Annotated in this window: 20 protein-coding genes, 1 rRNA gene and 1 pseudogene; 11 read left to right on the forward strand and 11 right to left on the reverse strand. The window is 56.0% G+C overall.

Going from position 1 to position 16,914, the window contains the following annotated elements:
• Positions 1-48: 48 nt before the first annotated feature.
• The gene (locus H7849_RS16425) at positions 49-1,866 is read left to right on the forward strand and encodes a hypothetical protein (protein ID WP_186740761.1); all 1,818 of its coding nucleotides are present in this window, start codon (positions 49-51) and stop codon (positions 1,864-1,866) included.
• A 194-nt stretch (positions 1,867-2,060) separates the two neighbouring features.
• The gene (locus H7849_RS16430) at positions 2,061-2,795 is read left to right on the forward strand and encodes a tetratricopeptide repeat protein (RefSeq protein ID WP_186740762.1); all 735 of its coding nucleotides are present in this window, start codon (positions 2,061-2,063) and stop codon (positions 2,793-2,795) included.
• Between the two features lie 47 nt (positions 2,796-2,842).
• On the opposite strand, the gene H7849_RS16435 is transcribed toward H7849_RS16430, so the two are convergent.
• Positions 2,843-3,694 carry a class I SAM-dependent methyltransferase gene (locus H7849_RS16435; RefSeq protein WP_186740764.1) on the reverse strand — a complete coding sequence of 284 codons (852 nt, stop codon included), beginning with the start codon at positions 3,692-3,694 and terminating at the stop codon, positions 2,843-2,845.
• Positions 3,695-3,768: 74 nt separating this feature from the next.
• On the opposite strand from H7849_RS16435, the gene H7849_RS16440 reads away from it, so the two are divergent.
• Both H7849_RS16440 and H7849_RS16445 read left to right on the forward strand, forming a co-directional pair.
• Positions 3,769-4,347 (forward strand): RNA polymerase sigma factor, encoded by a 579-nt coding sequence (locus tag H7849_RS16440; protein WP_186740766.1) that lies wholly within the window; start codon positions 3,769-3,771, stop codon positions 4,345-4,347.
• A complete protein-coding gene (locus tag H7849_RS16445) occupies positions 4,347-4,823 on the forward strand; it encodes a hypothetical protein (protein ID WP_186740768.1) in 477 nt (158 codons plus the stop codon). The genes H7849_RS16440 and H7849_RS16445 overlap by 1 nt, the downstream gene beginning before the upstream one ends.
• Here the strand turns inward: H7849_RS16445 and H7849_RS16450 are convergent.
• Positions 4,820-5,158: a phage holin family protein gene (locus H7849_RS16450; protein ID WP_186740770.1), complete on the reverse strand. Its 339-nt coding sequence runs from the start codon at positions 5,156-5,158 to the stop codon at positions 4,820-4,822. The genes H7849_RS16445 and H7849_RS16450 overlap by 4 nt on opposite strands.
• A gap of 123 nt (positions 5,159-5,281) precedes the next feature.
• Here H7849_RS16450 and H7849_RS16455 point away from each other — a divergent pair, with 123 nt between their 5' ends.
• On the forward strand, positions 5,282-6,121 hold the full coding sequence (locus H7849_RS16455; protein ID WP_186740772.1) for a hypothetical protein: 840 nt from the start codon (positions 5,282-5,284) through the stop codon (positions 6,119-6,121).
• A 53-nt stretch (positions 6,122-6,174) separates the two neighbouring features.
• On the opposite strand, the gene H7849_RS16460 is transcribed toward H7849_RS16455, so the two are convergent.
• The 3 genes from H7849_RS16460 to H7849_RS16470 all read right to left on the reverse strand — a co-directional run bounded on the left by H7849_RS16460 (position 6,175) and on the right by H7849_RS16470 (position 7,687).
• Entirely contained in the window at positions 6,175-6,612 is a 438-nt protein-coding gene (locus tag H7849_RS16460) for a Spy/CpxP family protein refolding chaperone (protein WP_186740774.1), read from the reverse strand.
• Between the two features lie 156 nt (positions 6,613-6,768).
• Positions 6,769-7,377 (reverse strand): hypothetical protein, encoded by a 609-nt coding sequence (locus H7849_RS16465; protein WP_186740776.1) that lies wholly within the window; start codon positions 7,375-7,377, stop codon positions 6,769-6,771.
• 19 nt (positions 7,378-7,396) lie between these two features.
• Positions 7,397-7,687, reverse strand: a complete 291-nt coding sequence (locus H7849_RS16470) for a hypothetical protein (protein ID WP_186740778.1) — start codon at positions 7,685-7,687, stop codon at positions 7,397-7,399.
• A gap of 164 nt (positions 7,688-7,851) precedes the next feature.
• On the opposite strand from H7849_RS16470, the gene H7849_RS16475 reads away from it, so the two are divergent.
• Complete coding sequence (locus tag H7849_RS16475; protein WP_186740779.1) at positions 7,852-8,007, forward strand: hypothetical protein; 156 nt, start codon at positions 7,852-7,854, stop codon at positions 8,005-8,007.
• Here H7849_RS16475 and H7849_RS16480 read toward each other — a convergent pair whose 3' ends face one another.
• Positions 8,008-8,490: a type II toxin-antitoxin system YhaV family toxin gene (locus H7849_RS16480; RefSeq protein WP_186740780.1), complete on the reverse strand. Its 483-nt coding sequence runs from the start codon at positions 8,488-8,490 to the stop codon at positions 8,008-8,010.
• Positions 8,491-8,493: 3 nt separating this feature from the next.
• Positions 8,494-8,814 (reverse strand): hypothetical protein, encoded by a 321-nt coding sequence (locus H7849_RS16485; protein WP_186740781.1) that lies wholly within the window; start codon positions 8,812-8,814, stop codon positions 8,494-8,496.
• A 1,757-nt stretch (positions 8,815-10,571) separates the two neighbouring features.
• Between H7849_RS16485 and H7849_RS16490 the strand changes: the two genes are divergently transcribed.
• The 4 genes from H7849_RS16490 (at position 10,572) to H7849_RS16505 (ending at position 14,507) form a co-directional block, all read left to right on the forward strand.
• Positions 10,572-12,410: a DUF3300 domain-containing protein gene (locus H7849_RS16490; protein WP_186740782.1), complete on the forward strand. Its 1,839-nt coding sequence runs from the start codon at positions 10,572-10,574 to the stop codon at positions 12,408-12,410.
• A gap of 86 nt (positions 12,411-12,496) precedes the next feature.
• Entirely contained in the window at positions 12,497-13,210 is a 714-nt protein-coding gene (rpiA, locus tag H7849_RS16495) for a ribose 5-phosphate isomerase A (RefSeq protein ID WP_186740783.1), read from the forward strand.
• A 52-nt stretch (positions 13,211-13,262) separates the two neighbouring features.
• Entirely contained in the window at positions 13,263-13,643 is a 381-nt protein-coding gene (locus H7849_RS16500) for a DUF488 domain-containing protein (protein WP_186740784.1), read from the forward strand.
• A gap of 372 nt (positions 13,644-14,015) precedes the next feature.
• Positions 14,016-14,507 (forward strand): DinB family protein, encoded by a 492-nt coding sequence (locus tag H7849_RS16505; RefSeq protein WP_186740785.1) that lies wholly within the window; start codon positions 14,016-14,018, stop codon positions 14,505-14,507.
• Between the two features lie 21 nt (positions 14,508-14,528).
• On the opposite strand, the gene H7849_RS16510 is transcribed toward H7849_RS16505, so the two are convergent.
• Both H7849_RS16510 and H7849_RS16515 read right to left on the reverse strand, forming a co-directional pair.
• Positions 14,529-14,963 carry a type II toxin-antitoxin system VapC family toxin gene (locus H7849_RS16510; RefSeq protein ID WP_186740786.1) on the reverse strand — a complete coding sequence of 145 codons (435 nt, stop codon included), beginning with the start codon at positions 14,961-14,963 and terminating at the stop codon, positions 14,529-14,531.
• Positions 14,960-15,196, reverse strand: a complete 237-nt coding sequence (locus H7849_RS16515) for a hypothetical protein (protein WP_186740788.1) — start codon at positions 15,194-15,196, stop codon at positions 14,960-14,962. The genes H7849_RS16510 and H7849_RS16515 overlap by 4 nt, the downstream gene beginning before the upstream one ends.
• 70 nt (positions 15,197-15,266) lie before the next feature.
• Here H7849_RS16515 and H7849_RS16520 point away from each other — a divergent pair.
• Positions 15,267-15,524 (forward strand): annotated as a pseudogene (locus H7849_RS16520) (transposase domain-containing protein); the annotation flags it as partial.
• Here the strand turns inward: H7849_RS16520 and H7849_RS16525 are convergent.
• Together H7849_RS16525 and rrf are read right to left on the reverse strand one after the other, a co-directional pair.
• Complete coding sequence (locus tag H7849_RS16525; protein WP_186740792.1) at positions 15,460-15,981, reverse strand: hypothetical protein; 522 nt, start codon at positions 15,979-15,981, stop codon at positions 15,460-15,462. The pseudogene H7849_RS16520 and the gene H7849_RS16525 overlap by 65 nt on opposite strands.
• Positions 15,982-16,657: 676 nt before the next feature.
• Positions 16,658-16,774 (reverse strand): 5S ribosomal RNA (rrf, locus tag H7849_RS16530).
• Positions 16,775-16,914 lie beyond the last annotated feature (140 nt).

Here is a 16,914-nt window from a genome sequence, read left to right on the forward strand (position 1 = left end):
GCGGCATGGCGGTTGCAATCGTGTCGCTCATTTCAGGAGAACAACCTCATGACAACAAAATCCCTAAAAGTGAGCAATCGCAGCATGCTTGCTGCAGCAACGGCCATCCTTTCCCTGGGTTATCTTGCCGGTGGCCTGGCATCTCAGGCGCAGGATTTCGATCGCGATCACGATCACGATTTCCATGGTTTTGCACATGGCAGCATCGTTTTGAGCGGCACAGTCTACGCTGGGAATGCCGACACCGTTACCCCGGGGGAAATATTACCGCATGGCTGTCTGAACACCGGCGCGGTCACAAACCCTAACCCTGCCACAGTGAATGTCCCGCTCCTCCCCGCTGACCAAACGCCCTCTACGACCACCACAGCCGTGACGGTTACCTGCGGCTTTGCGAGCGATAACGGCGAAGCCCCTAATCTCCATGACAATCACAACGTTTGGAATAACGCGAGCACGGATCCCAACTTTGGCGTCTCCTCGCCAATCGTTCTCTGGGACCTGAGCACCGATGGCGCGTTGCTCGGTGCGCTACACGTTCCCGGTAATGAGATCGTGACCAGTTTCAGCTCCAAATCCGAGCTTGCCTTGAATCGCTCGGCGGACGGCAAGAGCCTAACCTTCATGGGCTACCGCGGCGGCCCTGGCTGTCCGACGCTGACACTGGATCCGGCGACCAACACTCTGACGCAAGGCACGAACGTGGGTCCGATCTCGCCCACTGCGCCGAACCTGATCGATGTTTCCGCTTCGAGTACGCCAGGCCTCTGCGACCCGACCAATCCCTCGGTCGCGAGCTATGCCGGCGCATCCAATCCGACTGCTTACTACCGCTCCATCGCGGAGGTGGACGCCTGGGGCCACATTTCCTACACCGATGGCGACGCCTACAGCGGCGACAACTCCCGCGCTGTGATGAAGGCGGACAATTGGCTGTATTACTCGGTCGGAAACGACAACAACGGTGGCCTCTCGAAGAAGCAGGTGCCGGAGACGCAACTCGGCTTCAATCTCTCCCACTCGACCGGTGCTGAACTCTTCACGCCTGGCGCGGCACCGCTCGTCCCGCCGGACAACAACATGATCTCGTTTTTCGTGTTCCCGGGAGACAAGCCCGGTAAGGATACGAACTTCCGCGGCATGACAATCTTCAACGATACGTTATATGTCGCAAAGGGCAGCGGCGGTAACGGCATCAATACCGTCTATCAGCTAGGTACTCCGGGCGTTCTGCCTACCACGGGAAATGCGCCCTCGGGCGGCCTTGTCAACGAACCTTTTACGATCCTTCCTGGATTCCCCGATACCAGTGCCAGCACAAATAGCCCGGGCGGCGACTATCCTTTTGGGATTTGGTTTGCGAATGCTACTACGTTGTACGTTTGTGACGAGGGCGACCTGATTTATACCCCGAATCAGGTAATCAATGGACAGGTGAACGTTGCAGATGCTGGTACGCTGGCGACGGCCGGTCTTCAAAAGTGGGTCCTCACCACGACGGCGAGTGGCAGCCAAACCTGGGTGCGCGAGTACGTCATCCAGAATGGACTCGACCTTGGGGCGCCCTATAGCGTCCGGAACTATCCCGCGTCGATCGAGCCCGCGGCTGGCGGATGCCGGAACATAATCGGCGTTGTCAACCACGACGGCACCGCCACGATTTACGCGATCACGTCCACGATCAGCCAGAACGGAGACAATGGCGCTGATCCCAACAAGCTGGTGAAAGTCGCTGATCGAATCAGCGACACCCAGCCGGCAACGAACGGTCACCTCGACAGGTTCGTCACAATTCGCTCAGCGCGCGCTGGCGAAGCGTTCCGCGGCGTCGCCCTGGCCCCCAGCGACGACGACCACGATAGATAAAATCGGCAACAGAGTTAGCAGCCAACCAAGGCTCCCCACCTCGGGGAGCCTTGTTCCTTCTTGGCGGCTGCAATCCCTACCCGTCATCGGTTTGACCCGCTTAAACCACGCTGCTAGACTTTAAGTACCTAAGCAGACAGCACTATTTTCCTGCCTGCCAGTTCCCCTTCCCTAAAGGATCTCGAAGGAAACTCGTGGATACACAAACACGTCACGCGCTTAAGCAGGACAGCTTCGTTCAGGCGACCGCTTCCAGCATCAACTGGATGGATGCCCATCGTTCCATCATCATCAAGACATCGATCGTCGTCGTCGTCGTCATAGCCGTTGTTCTTGCTGGCGCCATTGCGTACAACAACCGTTCCACGCGTGCTGAAAACCTCTTCGGCCAGGCCATGGATATCTACAACACTCCTGTGACCCAACCAGGACAGCCGACAGAGCCGGGACTTAAGACATACGCGAGCGCCGCCGCCCGCGCCAAGGACGCACATCCGCTCTTCGAAGAAGTGGCGAATAGCTACGGCTGGTTCAAAGCAGGCGCAAACTCACGCTATCTTGCCGGCATGACCGCCATCGACATGGGTCAGACGGCAGCCGGCGAAAATGAGCTGAAGCAAGCAGCTGATTCGCACGATCGCGGAGTCGCCGCGCTGGCGAAGCTTGCCCTTGCCGGACTCTACCATCAGACTGGACGTGACCCTCAGGCCATCGAGCTTTATCAGCAGCTCATTGCCAAGCCTACGCTCACTGTTCCGGCGAGCATGGCCAAGCTGCAGCTTGCCGGTCTGTATGAGACGACCAAACCGGCCGAAGCCAAGCGCCTCTACGCTGAGATCAAGGATCAGGATAAGACCACGGCAGCCGGGCAAATCGCCACACAAAAGCTGCAAGGCGCAACCGCTCAGCCGGCGCCGGCACATCCATAAAGTTGCCCTACCCCATAAACAATAGGCCCGCCACAAGCGGGCCTTTGTCATCTGTCCGCCAATGCAGCGGATACGAGGTGCTCGTCAGGAGCAATCGAACGGAGCGGTTTGCCGATCAGGTAAGTGATTCCAATCCTTCCGCCGCCCTGCTCACCGATCTCCCACTGATATTCGCCACCTCCCAAGCCCTCTGTCAATTCGCGCAAATCCTCCAGCGAATACGCTCTCAGAGATGACAACACTCCATCAACGAACAATGTAAAGGGCACCACCGGCAACAGATAAGTCCATAAAATGCGAGACCAGCGGAAAGGTCGAATCCCTGGCGTTACACGCCAGGAGAGCAATGGCACCATAGAGGTTGCGAGCATTGTGCGGAAGCTGCGCTTCGCAGCCTCAAAGATTGCAATCCCTTGCCTTCGCTCGACCGCGTCGGCCAGAATCGCCCGCGCTGCAACCGGATTGAAATGGTGGAACGTCGAGAAGATCGTTCGGAAACCATTGAGGCCAACTGGAATCTCGCGGGCGTCGACGGGCGCGGAATAGAATTCCAATCCCAGCGAGAGCCCTGACTGCGCTAACGCCTTTTCATTCGGGTACTTGTCGGTGAGTGCGACGTTAATCGGATAATTTTCGGCACTTTCGAACTGCTCCTGAAGGTGGATCCATGGTCCGCCGCCGCCTGAACACAGATCGACAATTTGATGCGTCCCGGCATCTTCCATTGCCGCTCGAAGACGCGGAACGATCACGCGATAGCTGTTCGTGTAGTTCCAGATCGCCTCCAGCGCATCTGTCACCAGGTCGCGCAGAAAGCCGGGATACAGGCGGTGATCGTGGAACTCAAACCATTTCTGGCGTCGCATCGCAATCGCAGACAGCATAGCAGGATAAACCAATGGGTTTCCCTAGTGGCGTAGCCCCTTTTTTCATGAGCGCAAAAGGCTTGTGAGCCGTCAGTCACAGTAGAAAGATGAGTTCTTGCGAAGCACAAGCCGCTGGCTGGTTTTACACTCAACCTGTATTGAAGACCCGGGAAGACGTGAGCGAAATCATCACCGCGCTCGTCGCCGAATACTCGACGACGCTTTATCGCGTTGCCTATTCGGTCACGCGCAATGCGGCAGAAGCAGAAGATATTGTGCAGGAGACATTCCTCCGTGTGCTCAGGCACCAGAACAAACTCGGTGAGATCCGCGACGCGCGCGTCTGGCTTGTCCGCATCGCGTGGAACCTGGCGCTCGACCGCAAGCGACGCAGCAAATCGCGCCCGGAAACCGAAGATATCGCAGATCTTGTGCGAACGCTGCCCTCCGCCGAACGCCGCGCCGATGACGCAGTCATCTCCACACAGGAACATGCGCGCGTGCTGGCGCTTATCGATCAGTTGCCGGCGAAAGAACGGCAGGCGCTTCTGCTCTCCGCCCTCGAAGAGCTATCTACAACCGAAATCGCGAGCATCTGTTCCACGACGGAGTCATCCATCCGCTCCCGCATCTTCCGCGCGCGCCGCGAACTTGCCGAGTTGCTCACAAAGGAGAGGAGTAGTTGATGAACCCTCATCCGAATCCGGCAAACGACGTTGAGCGTCAGATCGATGCCGCATTGCATCATCTCTTGGCGCAGGCTCAAGCTCCTGCGAATCTCGAACACCGCATCCATGCCCGTTTGCTCCGCGAAGCGGAGCAGCACCGGGGCTTCGCCGTCAGATTCGGCGCCTTTGTCTCGCAACGGATTGTCTTCGCATCCGTCGCTGCTGCTCTGGCCTGCATCGCCATCGTGATTGGGAGCGTGCAGCATTCGCACCAGCGCGTGATACCCGCTACCGGAGTTCATCTGCCTGTTCCTGGCAACGGACTCGGCGCGGCATCTGGTGCGCGCATTGCGCCTCAGCCAGTCGCGGTTCCGGAACGCGGCGCGCATTCCCGCTCGGAGCGAAAGGCTACGGGTCGCGCCACGGTTTCCCGCGACGCGCACAAACCCAAAGGCGTTGCCGTACCTCAATCCACCGAACCCGAGAAGCCTTAGTTCGATAGGGCTTCAAAGAGCATGTGCAACAGGGCCAGCACAGCTGCGCCGATAAAGGCGGCACCGAAAGTCATAACGTAGAATCCAGGAACGACTCCGCTGGCGAGCTTCAGAATGAAGGCGTTAATGACCAGAAAGAACAGCCCCAGAGTCAGGATTCCGAGGGGCAGGGTGATCAACTTCAGTAGTAATCCCAGCGTCACGTTGAGCAGGCCGATCACGATGACGGCGATCAACGCTGCCGGAAGGTTAGCTACTTTAAAGCCTGGCACTAATTCCGCAACAATCAGCAGGGCAACCGCGTCAAGAATCCATCTCACCAGCAACCGCAGCATATTTTTGTTCTGACCTCGCTTTTTGGAGTGTTTGAACGTCTTCTAAGGGGAACCTCTCGAACCGTACCAGCGTACCTTGAGATAATCCAGGAAGAAAGACCAGAGGTAAAGACAGGGAAGTTTATGCATCTCCGGCTTCTGCTGACCGCTCCCGTTCTGATGGCTGCAAGTGGCTACGCGCAGGCGACGCTGCAACCTTTGCCTGACGTTCCAACGCTCATGAAGCAGGTGGAGGATCACCAGCGCAAGCTTGACCAGGTGCGCGAGAACTACACCTACCACGAAGTGGTGATCACCCACGAGCTGGACAAGAATGGCAACATCAAGAAGAACGAGAGCGAAGAGAACAACGTCTTCTTTGTAAACGGCCACGAAATCGACCGCAAGTTCAAGAAAGACGGCAAGGAACTGAACGAAGACCAGCAGAAGAAAGAACAGGAGCGCGTTGAGAAAGAAGTAGAGAAGGCTTCGAAGACGCCTCCCGGGCAATCGCTGGACAAGAACGAAGTGAGCGTGAGCCGTCTGCTCCAGATCATGAAGGTTTCGAACGCGCGACGCGAGCAGATGGATGGCCGCAGCGTGATTGCGTTCGACTTTACCGGCGATCCGCATGCGAAGACGCATGGCATCGCGGAGAATGCTTCGAAGAAGCTCTCCGGCACAATCTGGATTGACGAAAACGATCGCCAGGTTCGGCGCATGATTGCGCGCTTCGATGACAACTTCCATCTCGGCTTTGGACTGTTCAGCGTCGGCAAAGGAAGCACCTTCGCCTTCGATCAGAAGCTTGTTAACAATGAGCTTTGGCTGCCGACGGGCGCGCAGGCTCATGTCGTGGCTCACGCGGTCGGCATCCTTGGCTGGCGCGGCGACATTGCCGTTACCGATAACGACTACGAGAAGTTTCACGCCGATGCGGTGCAACAGGCGGGCGCGACGGTCGTCAATCCTCCAACACACTAACAAAAAGACCGCCGGTTCGACGGCGGTCTTTTTGTAACTGAATCAGATACAGATTACTGCTGCGGCTGGGATGGGGGCGTTCCTGCTCCACCGCCTGATCTTTCCTGCATCCGTTCCTGCATCCTTTGCTGCATGGCTTCGTACTTCTGCTTCTGCTGATCGTTCAGCACGGCTTCAATCTTACTGGTCGTATCGGCGTGCAGGCTCTTGGCCTTCGCCATCTTGTCGTCGCGCGAGAGCGATGAGTCCTGGTGAAGCTGCATCATCTGCTGTTGCTGACTATCGAGAATCGGCTTGATCTGCGTCTGCTGATCCGAGGTCAGGTTCAAGGCTTTCGTCAGATGTTCCAGCTGACTATTCGCGTCCATACGCCCGTGTGGTTCATGCATCGGGGGCGCGGTGGTTGTAGCAGTGGATTGATCCTGCGCGAATGCCGTCATTCCAAGCCCGAGCAGGCCAGTGAGTGCTATCGTACAGAGTGTTTTTCGCATAGTGTGTGATTCCTCCAACACTGATTCAGAACACCGTCTGGCGCGCTGGGTTGCGCTCACCCCGGTGGATGGGCGCTTCCAATGCAGATAGACGCAGAATGTTGGATGAAAGGCGACCTGTCGCACAACTTTTATCTGTGCGCGGGTTTCATTGCATCACTTCGGCGCGAGATGGGATGTCGAAAGTGGCGGCATCACGGCCGGTTCCGAGCGCAGGCCGCAGGCGAGCAGACCTTCGGCATGTTCCTGAGGGTGCGGGACATAGGCGTAGGCGAAGACCGCGCGGTATTCGTGCTCGCCCGGATTATTGCAGATGGCACAGCTCGGACGATACGCGATTGCGGGATGATCGTGCACGGTCTCGGTCCATTCATGCGAGGCGTGTGGGGCAATCGCGATGTATTGCGGATGCTGCGGCGGATCTTTCGGCTGGTAGGCGAAGACCTCGCCCTTCTCGTTATCGGCATCGACGAAGCTGCCACCAGAGCCGCTCGATGCGCGCCACAACCATTTCGTTCCAACGTGCGCGTACCAGTGGGCGCTGGATGGAACGGGCTCCGCGAGGCGGATCTCTTTATTTGTATCGTTCTTGATTACAAATACAAATCCCGGTCCTTTACCTGGTTCGGCTTCGGCGAGGTAGTTCGCCGTGAGTGTGATGTGGGAGCATAGCGGGACGTAGGGGCCGGGGTGGTGGGTGACAGCTCGACCGGTGGAGACGGTTATGGCTATCAGTGCCGTGAAGATCGCTTTGGAGGTACTCATCAACGTTAGACTATCGTGCTCACAAGGTTTTGGCGGCTAACTGGAGCGAGGTGATGAGAACCTGTGCGCGGCAGACGCTGATGTCGCCGTTCGCGAGGGCGTGAACGGTCTGCGAGATAACCTGTTGCACGGCATCATGGCTGCTGAGTTCCGGAAGAGGCCCAAGCAGGGCGGTCTGCCGTAGTCGGTAGGGGCGAGGAGCGTGCCGCTTACGCGTGGGCGAGTGATGGTGACAGTGGGTCTTGCCGCGAAGGGCGATGGCGCGGCACTTCTTTCCGCCGGGCAGGACGTGCTGGCATTCGGGGATCATGGTTGGTCCTCATGGGCGATGGGGTAGCCCGGATATTCCTGGAAACAGGGATCTTTGGTAAAGATGGCGCTATCTATTTGTAATTACAGGGCTTATTTCTATCTATTTGATTCTATTGGCTCTAAAGATCGCAAATTTACCGCAAAACAAGATAGTCGTGCAGTTTGAAAATTGATTCGGAAGCGGCGGTGGACTGTGGACAGCCAGTGAAGGAAAAGGCCGCTCCAAAACCGAAGAAAAAAACTGCAAAGAAGAAGTCTCGCGAAGACATTAACCAAACTGCTGCGCGTATCGTTAAAGAAGCGACGGAGAAGAGCTAGCTAGTTTGGCTTGTTTGGCGACTGGGGAAATGTTCGCGAAATGCGGACACCATACTCGCTTATAGCTTTGTCGAATAGTCCCGACTGTAAAAGGCTCTGGAAGATTGCATATGGATCGTTAGCGTCGCCTTCTTTACGCAGGGTCTCCGCGATGAAAAGTATACAAACGCGGCGCAACTTCGATGAGGCGATCCAGCAAACTCTCAGCCTGCCCTTCCGCAATCTGAAGATGTTTGATAGATCGCCTCTAAGGGCGTACTTTTTGTTGAGCGGATCGTTCGGGATTATGCGCTTAACGGCGTCTTTGACCATGTTGAAGGTTGTGCAGTTGGCGCTTACATAGTTCCCAGCTGCCTCAGCCGCCTTTGCGGCGCGTGCTAATTTGACATAGACAGCCTCGGCTGAGGCTGTCATATCGACATCATAGGGTAAACCGGAAGTCCGGCCTGCTTGTCCAGTGTTCTTCCGATTCTTCCCTGCCATTGTTTACTCCCTCTCCAAATCTGCTTCGATTTCAGCTAGGGAGCGAATGCGACCAGAACGGATGTCTTCGAAGGCTGCCAATAGACTTGCACGCTCAGCCTCGTTTGAAAGCATTTCAATCATGCTCAACATAGCGTTAAATTCCTCTCTCATCTCCTGAAATTTCTTATAAGAGAGAAGCACCGAAAGGGGGGTATCGTTCTCCTGAATAACGAACGTTTCGTCTCTTTGCTCCTTGAGTTTGGTGGCGTTCAGATCGCGCAACTTACTGACACCAACAAACTTGACGTCAGGGTCAATAACGGGAAGTGCGCTTGCTGCCATTTATATCCTCTCTTTCCCAAGTCTCGTATCAAAGTAGAGTGAACAGTGTTCACTCTACTTTTAGACGTTCTTAGAGCATTATATCGACATCTTCTTGACTGTCAATAGTTAATTATTGGACGAACAAATACGGTAAATGGTGGCATTATATTGACAAAAATATGACAATAAACCACAATTATATTGTCATGAATCGCCTTTCCACCGCTAAGCGCGTACAAGTGACTTCCGCTCTAGTTGAGGGGAACAGCATTAACGCAATCGTTCGTATGACGGGCACCGCGAAGCATGCAGTCCTTGAACCCATCGAGGACATGGGCTGCGCTTGCGCCGCCTATCATCACTAGCCCGCGATGGAGGCAGGAATTGCCAATCACGTCCGGTCGCTGGAAGAATTGGTCGCACTTTTGGACAGGAAAAGCGGCATAGGAGGCCGCGACAGAATGACGAAATACGAGGGCCAAAAATTTACAAAGGCGGCTTTCGTTATGGAAGACTGCTTCTTTGTTAATTGCGTCCTGACCGACTGCGATCTCTTTTATTCGGGTGGCGATGTTGAGTCTGTGAATCTGAAGACTGAGAACTGCCGCTGGCATTGGCGTGGGCCTGCCCTGAGGACCGCTCAGCTGATGGGTGCGTTGGGAATGTTAAAGGCCCCGCAAATGCCACCGTTACCGGTTGTGGACAATTCGAAGCTGAATTAACTTTCGCAGTGACGGGCATAAAGACTCCTTTAGGTCGGAACTACATTCTTCCTGATAGTGCCGAAATCTGCAAGTTCGCTTCCATAGCGTCCTCAAGGATATCGGCATTTATTAGGGAAACAAGCTGCACCACTACCCAAAGAAAAAGCCTGCCGGAGTGTCGGCAGGCTTTCTTTCTTCTCTCTTTTTATTTTACCGCAGATGGGCATAATTCCACGCCAAGTTGGGCCGGCTATTTTCTATTTGGATTCAACGACTTGGAAATTATTTTGCTGAGGACCCCCTTGACAAAGGAGAAACAGGGAAAGCCCGGGGCTGAAGCCCCTCTTTGTTGAGGTTCTAACGCGGGGCTGAAGCCCCGCTCTTTCACCGCCGTCCTGCTAGCGCAGGACAATCAGTCCAACTAAATCCTCCGTCAAAGGGATCACCATTATGATTTTGCTGAGGACCCCCTTGACAACGGAAGAGCGTGGAAGGAAGCTCCGAGGCTGAAGCCCCTCTTTGTTGAGGTTCTAACGCGGGGCTGAAGCCCCGCTCTTTCACCGCCGTCCTGCTAGCGCAGGACAATCAGTCCAACTAAATCCTCCGTCAAAGGGATCACTATTATTATTTTGCTGAGGACCCTCTTGACAACGGAAGAGCGTGGAGAAACCCCGGGGCTAAAGCCCCTTCTTTGTTTGGGCCTAATGCGGGGCTGAAGCCCCGCTCTTCTACCGTCGTCCTGCTCCGCAGGACAAAAGGTCCATTCCGGTCCCTGTCAGTCCATTCCGATCTTTGTTAAAGGTATCTAGCTCATTGTTTTCAAGGCAAGGGCTGGACAAGCTATCGCGCCGGGCACGGTCCTGAGGGCAGGTTTCAGGCTTGGACTGCGAATTGTCAGAGACGTTGCCGGAACTATTGCGGGGCGATTGGGTTTGAACTGAGTTGATCGTTCTTCTCTGGCCGAATCCAACTGGTACGTGTACAAAGTACCTGAGAATAGCGACGGCGTTTCGGGATCGGTCGCGGGCGGAAGAGCGGCTACGGCAGTTTCCGTGTCCTGAGGGGAACAACATGGAACCCTGCGAACATTGGCGAGCGCTGCATCCAGCCTCGCTTTTTAACCTCCCAACGGATCGTTCTTCTGCTGCACAATCCGTCCTCCGCAAGAAGCGCCATTTTCTCAGGGCATTGCTTTTCGCGCTGATCCTGTTGCCTGTGGGGACGGTTTTCGCGCAACAGTATCCGCAGATTGGGCCGTCGTATGATGCGCAGCAGTCGCAGGGCTATAGTGCGCAGAGCTATGGGGCGCAGAACTATCCGGCGCAAAACAATGGAGCGCAGAACTATGGGGGGACGCAGGATTATGGGGCGCCTCCGCCGGTTGATGCGGAAGCGGAGCCGCAACCTTACCAGCAACAGCAGTATGGCGACCAGCAACAGCAGTATGCCGGTGGTCAGACGCAGGCTTTAGGTGCGGATCAGCTGGAACAGCTGGTGGCGCCGATTGCTCTTTATCCCGACAACCTGGTGGCGATGGTGCTGGCGGCTTCGACGTATCCTATGCAGGTGGTGCAGGCCGATCACTGGATGCAGGCGCAAGGCAATGTTTCTGCCGACCAGATTGCTGCTGAAGCGAATGTTGCGTCGTGGGATCCGAGTGTGAAGGCACTGACGGCGTTTCCGCAGGTGCTGGCGCAGATGGATAGGAATCTGCAATGGACTGCTGCGTTGGGCAATGCGTACTTCAACCAGCCGCAGGATGTGATGGAGGCGGTGCAGGAGATGCGCCAGCGCGCGCAGACGGCGGGGAACCTGCAGAACACTCCGCAGGAGACGGTGGGCTACTACCAGGGCAATATTGCGCTGTATCCGGCGAATCCGCAGGTGGTGTATGTGCCGACGTATAACCCGTGGGCGGTCTATGGGCAGCCGGTCGCGCCCTATCCCGGATTTTCTCTGCTTGGGGCGCTGGGATCGTTCTTTGGCTCGTCGCCGATACAGTGGGGGCTGGGGATTGCGATGTCGGCATTCAGCCATACGCCGTTTGGCTGGCTGACTTGGGGATTGAACTGGCTGACGCAATCGGTGCTCTTTCATCAGTCGAATTACTACACGAACAGCGCCACGGTCCGTGACTGGCACTTGCCGCCGGGGCACATGCGCGCCTTTTCCGGACAACGCAATGGCTTTGCGACAGCCAGCTATAACCGTGGCGGGTACGGCGGGGGATATGGATCGGGATTTGCCCGCCAGCCGCAACGATATGGCTACGGCCAGACCACGAATTATGGCCGCGGATATCAGGCCCCTGCTTTCGGGAATACGCGGCCGACACAGGAGGCTTTCAACCGAACGTCGCCGATGATGGGCAGCCCGCAGCAGTATAGTCGTCCAAGCTTTCCAAGCTATCGTTCGAGCCCTGGTTATGGATCTGGTTATCGGGCCGGCTCTGGGTTGGGCTACGGATCCAGCTATGGATCTGGCTTTTATGGGAGGCCTGCGGAGAATTTCTCAGGAAGATCGGTCCCGACTTTCAGCGGTTCTATGCCTGCATATCGCGCCCCGGCATCGAGCTTTGCGCACAATGATGCCGGGCAGCGATCGTATAACGGGTTTTCTGGTAACGGGTTTTCTGGTAACGGGTTTTCCGGCAGTGCGTTTTCGGGCCGAGCATCTGGCGGCAATGGGTTTAGCGGATATTCCGGCAAGCAGCCGCATTCAGGTGGCTTCCATCTTTTCGGCGGCGGCCATTCTTCTGAGAACTCTTTCGGTGGCGGCCATGCGCCGAAGGGTTTCAGCGGGGGGAAGGGATTCAGTTCACATTCCGGCGGCGGTTTTCATATGCCGGGCGGACACTCAGGCGGGGGTGGGCATTCGGGTGGACACGGTGGAGGCGGGCATCATCACTGAGCCAGATGTGCCGCTTGCGCGCGACATATTCTTCGAGCCGAATTGCGCGGCTGGAAGTTTCTGCCGCATCGTGATATCACCTTGGCATGACTACGATCAAGGCACAGGATCCGGCAGAAGCAGCGAAACGCAAGGCAGCGGAGTGGGCTGCTTCGCAAGTTGAAGATGGAATGGCGGTTGGCCTGGGTACCGGCACAACTTCGGCGTTGGTGATCGAAGAGGTGGGCCGCCGCGTTGCGTCGGGCCTGCGCATTACTGCGATTGCTACTTCAGAGCAATCGCATCGCGAAGCGGTGAGCCTCGGTATTTCCATGACGGACTTCGCGCATCAGCTGCATCTTGACCTGACGATCGATGGCGCGGATGAAGTGCAGGAAGGCACGCTGCACCTGATCAAGGGTCACGGAGGCGCATTGCTGAGGGAGAAGATCGTCGCCATGGCCAGCAGCAAGCTGTTGATCGCGGTCGATCCGAGAAAGCTGGTGAAGACGCTGGGCTCAGTGTTTACGGTGCCGGTCGAGGTGGTTCCGTTTGGCTGGGAGACAACGGCCAAACGCCTGCGCGATCATGGCTTTGCACCCGAGTTGCGCGTGAACGATGACGGCAAGCCCTTCATCACGGACGGGCAGCACTACATTCTGCATTGCGATCTGCCTAAGTCGGGACTTACTGCGGAAGAGGCGGCGGTCGCTTTCAAGCAGACCGTTGGAGTGGTGGAGCATGGTCTGTTTCTTGGAATGGCGAGCCGGGTGGTGATTGGCAGCGTTGAAGGGACTCAGTTTCTTGAAGCGAAACGCTGAATGAGAATCACATAGGAATCCGGGTTTTTGATGAAGCGACAGGTGGTGCATCGTGATCCAGTTGAAGCGTGCCTACGATGATGCAAGCGTTGATGACGGCACACGCTTTCTAGTGGAACGGCTGTGGCCGCGCGGTCTGAAGAAAGAAGCATTGCACATCGCTGCCTGGTTGAAAGACGCGGCGCCGAGCACGGAGTTGCGGAAATGGTTTAGCCACGATCCGGCGAAATGGACGGAGTTTCAGCGCAGATATTTTGCGGAACTGGATCAACGGCGCGAGGCTTTGGAGCCGATTCTGAAAGCACTTAAGACAGGCCGCGTTACGCTGGTTTTCAGCTCTCATGATGCGGAGCACAACAACGCGGTCGCGCTGAAGCGCTATCTTGAGACCCATATCCTGCGTAGAAACAGGGCGATTCAATCGCCAAGCTAACAATAAAACCCTTCCTCGATGATCTGCGTCTAGTTACCGTTCTTTTGCTGCACTGTCCTGCCACTTCCCCTGCAAGTCTTCTGCGTCGTTGGGGACCGCGCATCTCCACAAATCGATCCTGACGGGTGACGGCTCATTCGTGTGTCTCACTTGATCTTGCAACCTTGCTGGTTTCCTGAGGAGAACCCATGACGTACCCCTCCCCCCGCATCATGACTTGCAGCCGAGCGCTTTTGCCGGCTCTTGCTGCCGAAGACTGGCTTTAGCAACACGAATCGGCATCGGAGGCGGAGCCGGCTGCTCCACTTCCGCTAACTATCTTCGTGATACTCTGGCCTCCCGCATTCTTGACCCTCTGCGCAGGAGGAAATCATGCCAGCGAAAACGGCTGATGCAGCTTTGCCGCTTACCGACTCCCTTATACGGGCTTTGGATATCAACTGTCGGATCACACGCTATCTGGTGGCGAATCTTGACGCCAAGGCGTGGCATGCGACGACACCGGATGGCAAGGGCCGCAATGTCGCCGCGATCGTAGCGCATATTCACAACGTGCGCCGCATGTGGCTGAAGGCTGCGGGAAGCAAGGAAATTCCGGAGGAGCTGAGAAAGGGAATACTGACCGCTAACGAAGCTCTTGCTGCGCTGGACGCGAGCGCTGCGGCTTTGCACACGTTGGTCGCAGAGTCGCTTGCGTCGAGTGTGCGTATCAAGGGATTCAAACCGGATACGGCAGCCTTTGTCGGCTATATCATTGCGCATGATTCGCATCACCGCGGACAGATTGGCATGCTGGCGCGACAGACTGGCTTTCCGTTGCCGAAGCAGGTGGATTTTGGGATGTGGGAGTGGGGTGTGCGATAAGTGAATCGAGACGCCAACTCGTCATGATTGGATCAGCGGATTGATCCAGCGAAGTCCCGGGAAGCGCGAGAAATCGCGGTCCGTAGTGTGGAGCACTCCTCCGTATTCGATGGTCAGAGCTGCGAGTTGCGCGTCTGTGGTCATCGGGCCACGGGCCTGTCCTTCCAACAGCATTTGCTGAAAGATCAACCAATGTCGTTCACTGGGAGACAGAAGGCGAACGTTTGGCTGCGTTAGCCATTGATCAACCGTAGCAATCCCTTCCGCCATCGAAAAATGCTGCCCCGGCAGTCGGGGGTTGGTCACGATGCGCAGAAATGCATAGATTGTCTGCCATGGCAGACCCACTGGCGCGGCATCGGAAAAAACCTCTTCTGTCCAGATTCTCGCCCGGTTATGAAAAGGCGATTGATCGTCATAGGCGTACAAAAGAAGATTCGCGTCGACAACGATCACCGATGCTCCGGTCCTTCAAGAAATTCGAGTATATCTTCCACGCAGTCGTAGCTCGGTAGATTCAGGCTCCGTGGTTTAACCACGAATGGCTTGCGCTCTCGCGGCTGGTTGGCCGCCATCAGGCCTAACCGCAGCAGCCGGTTGATCGTCCACTTGAAGGATTCCCCTGAGCGTCGGACCTCCTGCTCAAGCAGGCTGGCTACATCATCATCGATGGAAAGAGTCGTTCGCACATCATGATGCTCTCAAAATAGACATCATGATGTCAATCGAACTGAGAAGCCCTATTTGAGCCGCAAGAAATATCTCTTCGCTGGTTCCAACCCTGGAGGAGAACGCGCTGCCGCGATCTATACGCTGCTGGGCACAGCCAAGCTGAACGGTTTCGATCCGGAACTCTATCTGTGCCACGTCCTCGAGTGGGTCGCTGATCATCCCATCAACCTCATTTATGAACTTCTCCCCTGGAACCTCTCGACTCGCCTGATCCCAACAATTAGGCGCAAGCGTCTTTGTCACCGAAATTGTTCGTCTTATCAGTCCATCCCACGATTCCGTTAGGAAGTCGAACCTTCACCCACCATATCTGTTCCTTTCTTTCGTTCGATGGCCAAAGCGTCTCGCCCCAGCAAGACTCCGAAGGATGGAAACAATATTTTGCATAGCTCAAGTGCGTCTCGACCTCGACCACCTTCCCACGCGTGTACACGTGTGAGTATCCCTCGCCTACGTAGTCGAGGATGAACGCGATGCTGTTCTTTGGCAGTTCGTCTGCAGTCAGCACGCCATCGGACTCGGGTGCAGTCAGCACGACAACGGGCTCGGGCCTCAGATGCACCTCGCCCGTGAGACCAAATGCACGACTTCCTTTCATGGCTCTGCCGACCACGCGGCTGCTGCCTGGACTAGCAACCAAATCCGTGTCTTCCAACACGGTCCAGTTGCCATACCGGCAGCACTCAAAAGGACAAGTGCCCTTGGCAACATAATTGTCCGGCGGCTTCTCACTGGCAGGCATCCGACTCAGGGCTTCCTGAAACTTGATGCGCCTCTCATCCGATATGTCCTCGAGGGGCTTAAATTTCAATCCCAGGGGGGGGATGCACCAAATTCTTTGCCCTCCATGAAGTTCACTATTTCAGGGAAATCCTCGCCAAAAGTGCAAGATTGAGGTCGAAACCGCGAGCGTCTATCTCTTGTAGAACGCTCGATGCTTCTGCGGGTCGATGAGCGCTAAGGAGTACGTTGACTAATCCGTACCATCTATATGGGATGTTGCACCCGCCGGCCCTGATGTCCTCCTTTGCCAGCACGACAGCTCGGTCCCACTCGTGGGCGCTCTCGGCGTCTTGGAGCTCCTTCGACACACGGAAATTTGGTTGGTCTTTACACGGGCCTCCCAGATCGTAACGTTCCTGGGCTGTCGATGCCGGAGACGCTAATACAAGATCGGCGTACAGAACAATCAGGCATGCTACCGACACGATCGTCGCTCGCGCATATACTACCTTGCGCACAGCCTGCCAGAGATTTTTAACCTTTAAGCTGACCACTATACGTTTGCTCATTCGTCATCAAGCCAGAACAGACTTCGTAGAACATAGCACGGCAATGACCGGACGGTTACTTTGAGACTAAGAAATTTCCCATAAATGCAAAAAGCCCGCTCCGAAGAGCGGGCTTTTTAATGATTATGCCGGCGATCACCTAATCTCCCACACAATTTCTCGTGCAGTACCATCGGCCCAGCGAGGCTTAACTTCCGTGTTCGGGATGGGAACGGGTGTGACCCTCGCGGTATGGTCACCGGCAAACTTGGGAGGCGCTTGCGGGCTGTTTCTCCCGCGGCCAGATTCGTCTGCGGTTTGTTGCTCCGGACGAGATACGGCAACTGGCGCCACTCAACCTGATCTTTCACAACGAAATCGATTGGTTTACCTCAGGGGCTAAA

The organism is Alloacidobacterium dinghuense (assembly GCF_014274465.1).
In the GTDB taxonomy this organism is placed as follows: Bacteria; Acidobacteriota; Terriglobia; order Terriglobales; family Acidobacteriaceae; genus Alloacidobacterium; species Alloacidobacterium dinghuense.

Excerpts from the sequence above, each read along its gene's own strand:
- H7849_RS16425 (WP_186740761.1), top strand. The coding sequence starts at position 49 with ATGACAACAAAATCCCTAAAAGTGAGCAATCGCAGCATGCTTGCTGCA.
- H7849_RS16440 (WP_186740766.1), top strand. The coding sequence starts at position 3,769 with ATGAGTTCTTGCGAAGCACAAGCCGCTGGCTGGTTTTACACTCAACCT.
- H7849_RS16445 (WP_186740768.1), top strand. The coding sequence starts at position 4,347 with ATGAACCCTCATCCGAATCCGGCAAACGACGTTGAGCGTCAGATCGAT.
- H7849_RS16450 (WP_186740770.1), bottom strand. The coding sequence starts at position 5,158 with ATGCTGCGGTTGCTGGTGAGATGGATTCTTGACGCGGTTGCCCTGCTG.
- H7849_RS16455 (WP_186740772.1), top strand. The coding sequence starts at position 5,282 with ATGCATCTCCGGCTTCTGCTGACCGCTCCCGTTCTGATGGCTGCAAGT.
- H7849_RS16460 (WP_186740774.1), bottom strand. The coding sequence starts at position 6,612 with ATGCGAAAAACACTCTGTACGATAGCACTCACTGGCCTGCTCGGGCTT.
- H7849_RS16465 (WP_186740776.1), bottom strand. The coding sequence starts at position 7,377 with ATGAGTACCTCCAAAGCGATCTTCACGGCACTGATAGCCATAACCGTC.
- H7849_RS16470 (WP_186740778.1), bottom strand. The coding sequence starts at position 7,687 with ATGATCCCCGAATGCCAGCACGTCCTGCCCGGCGGAAAGAAGTGCCGC.
- H7849_RS16480 (WP_186740780.1), bottom strand. The coding sequence starts at position 8,490 with ATGGCAGGGAAGAATCGGAAGAACACTGGACAAGCAGGCCGGACTTCC.
- H7849_RS16485 (WP_186740781.1), bottom strand. The coding sequence starts at position 8,814 with ATGGCAGCAAGCGCACTTCCCGTTATTGACCCTGACGTCAAGTTTGTT.
- H7849_RS16490 (WP_186740782.1), top strand. The coding sequence starts at position 10,572 with ATGGAACCCTGCGAACATTGGCGAGCGCTGCATCCAGCCTCGCTTTTT.
- rpiA (WP_186740783.1), top strand. The coding sequence starts at position 12,497 with ATGACTACGATCAAGGCACAGGATCCGGCAGAAGCAGCGAAACGCAAG.
- H7849_RS16505 (WP_186740785.1), top strand. The coding sequence starts at position 14,016 with ATGCCAGCGAAAACGGCTGATGCAGCTTTGCCGCTTACCGACTCCCTT.
- H7849_RS16525 (WP_186740792.1), bottom strand. The coding sequence starts at position 15,981 with ATGCCTGCCAGTGAGAAGCCGCCGGACAATTATGTTGCCAAGGGCACT.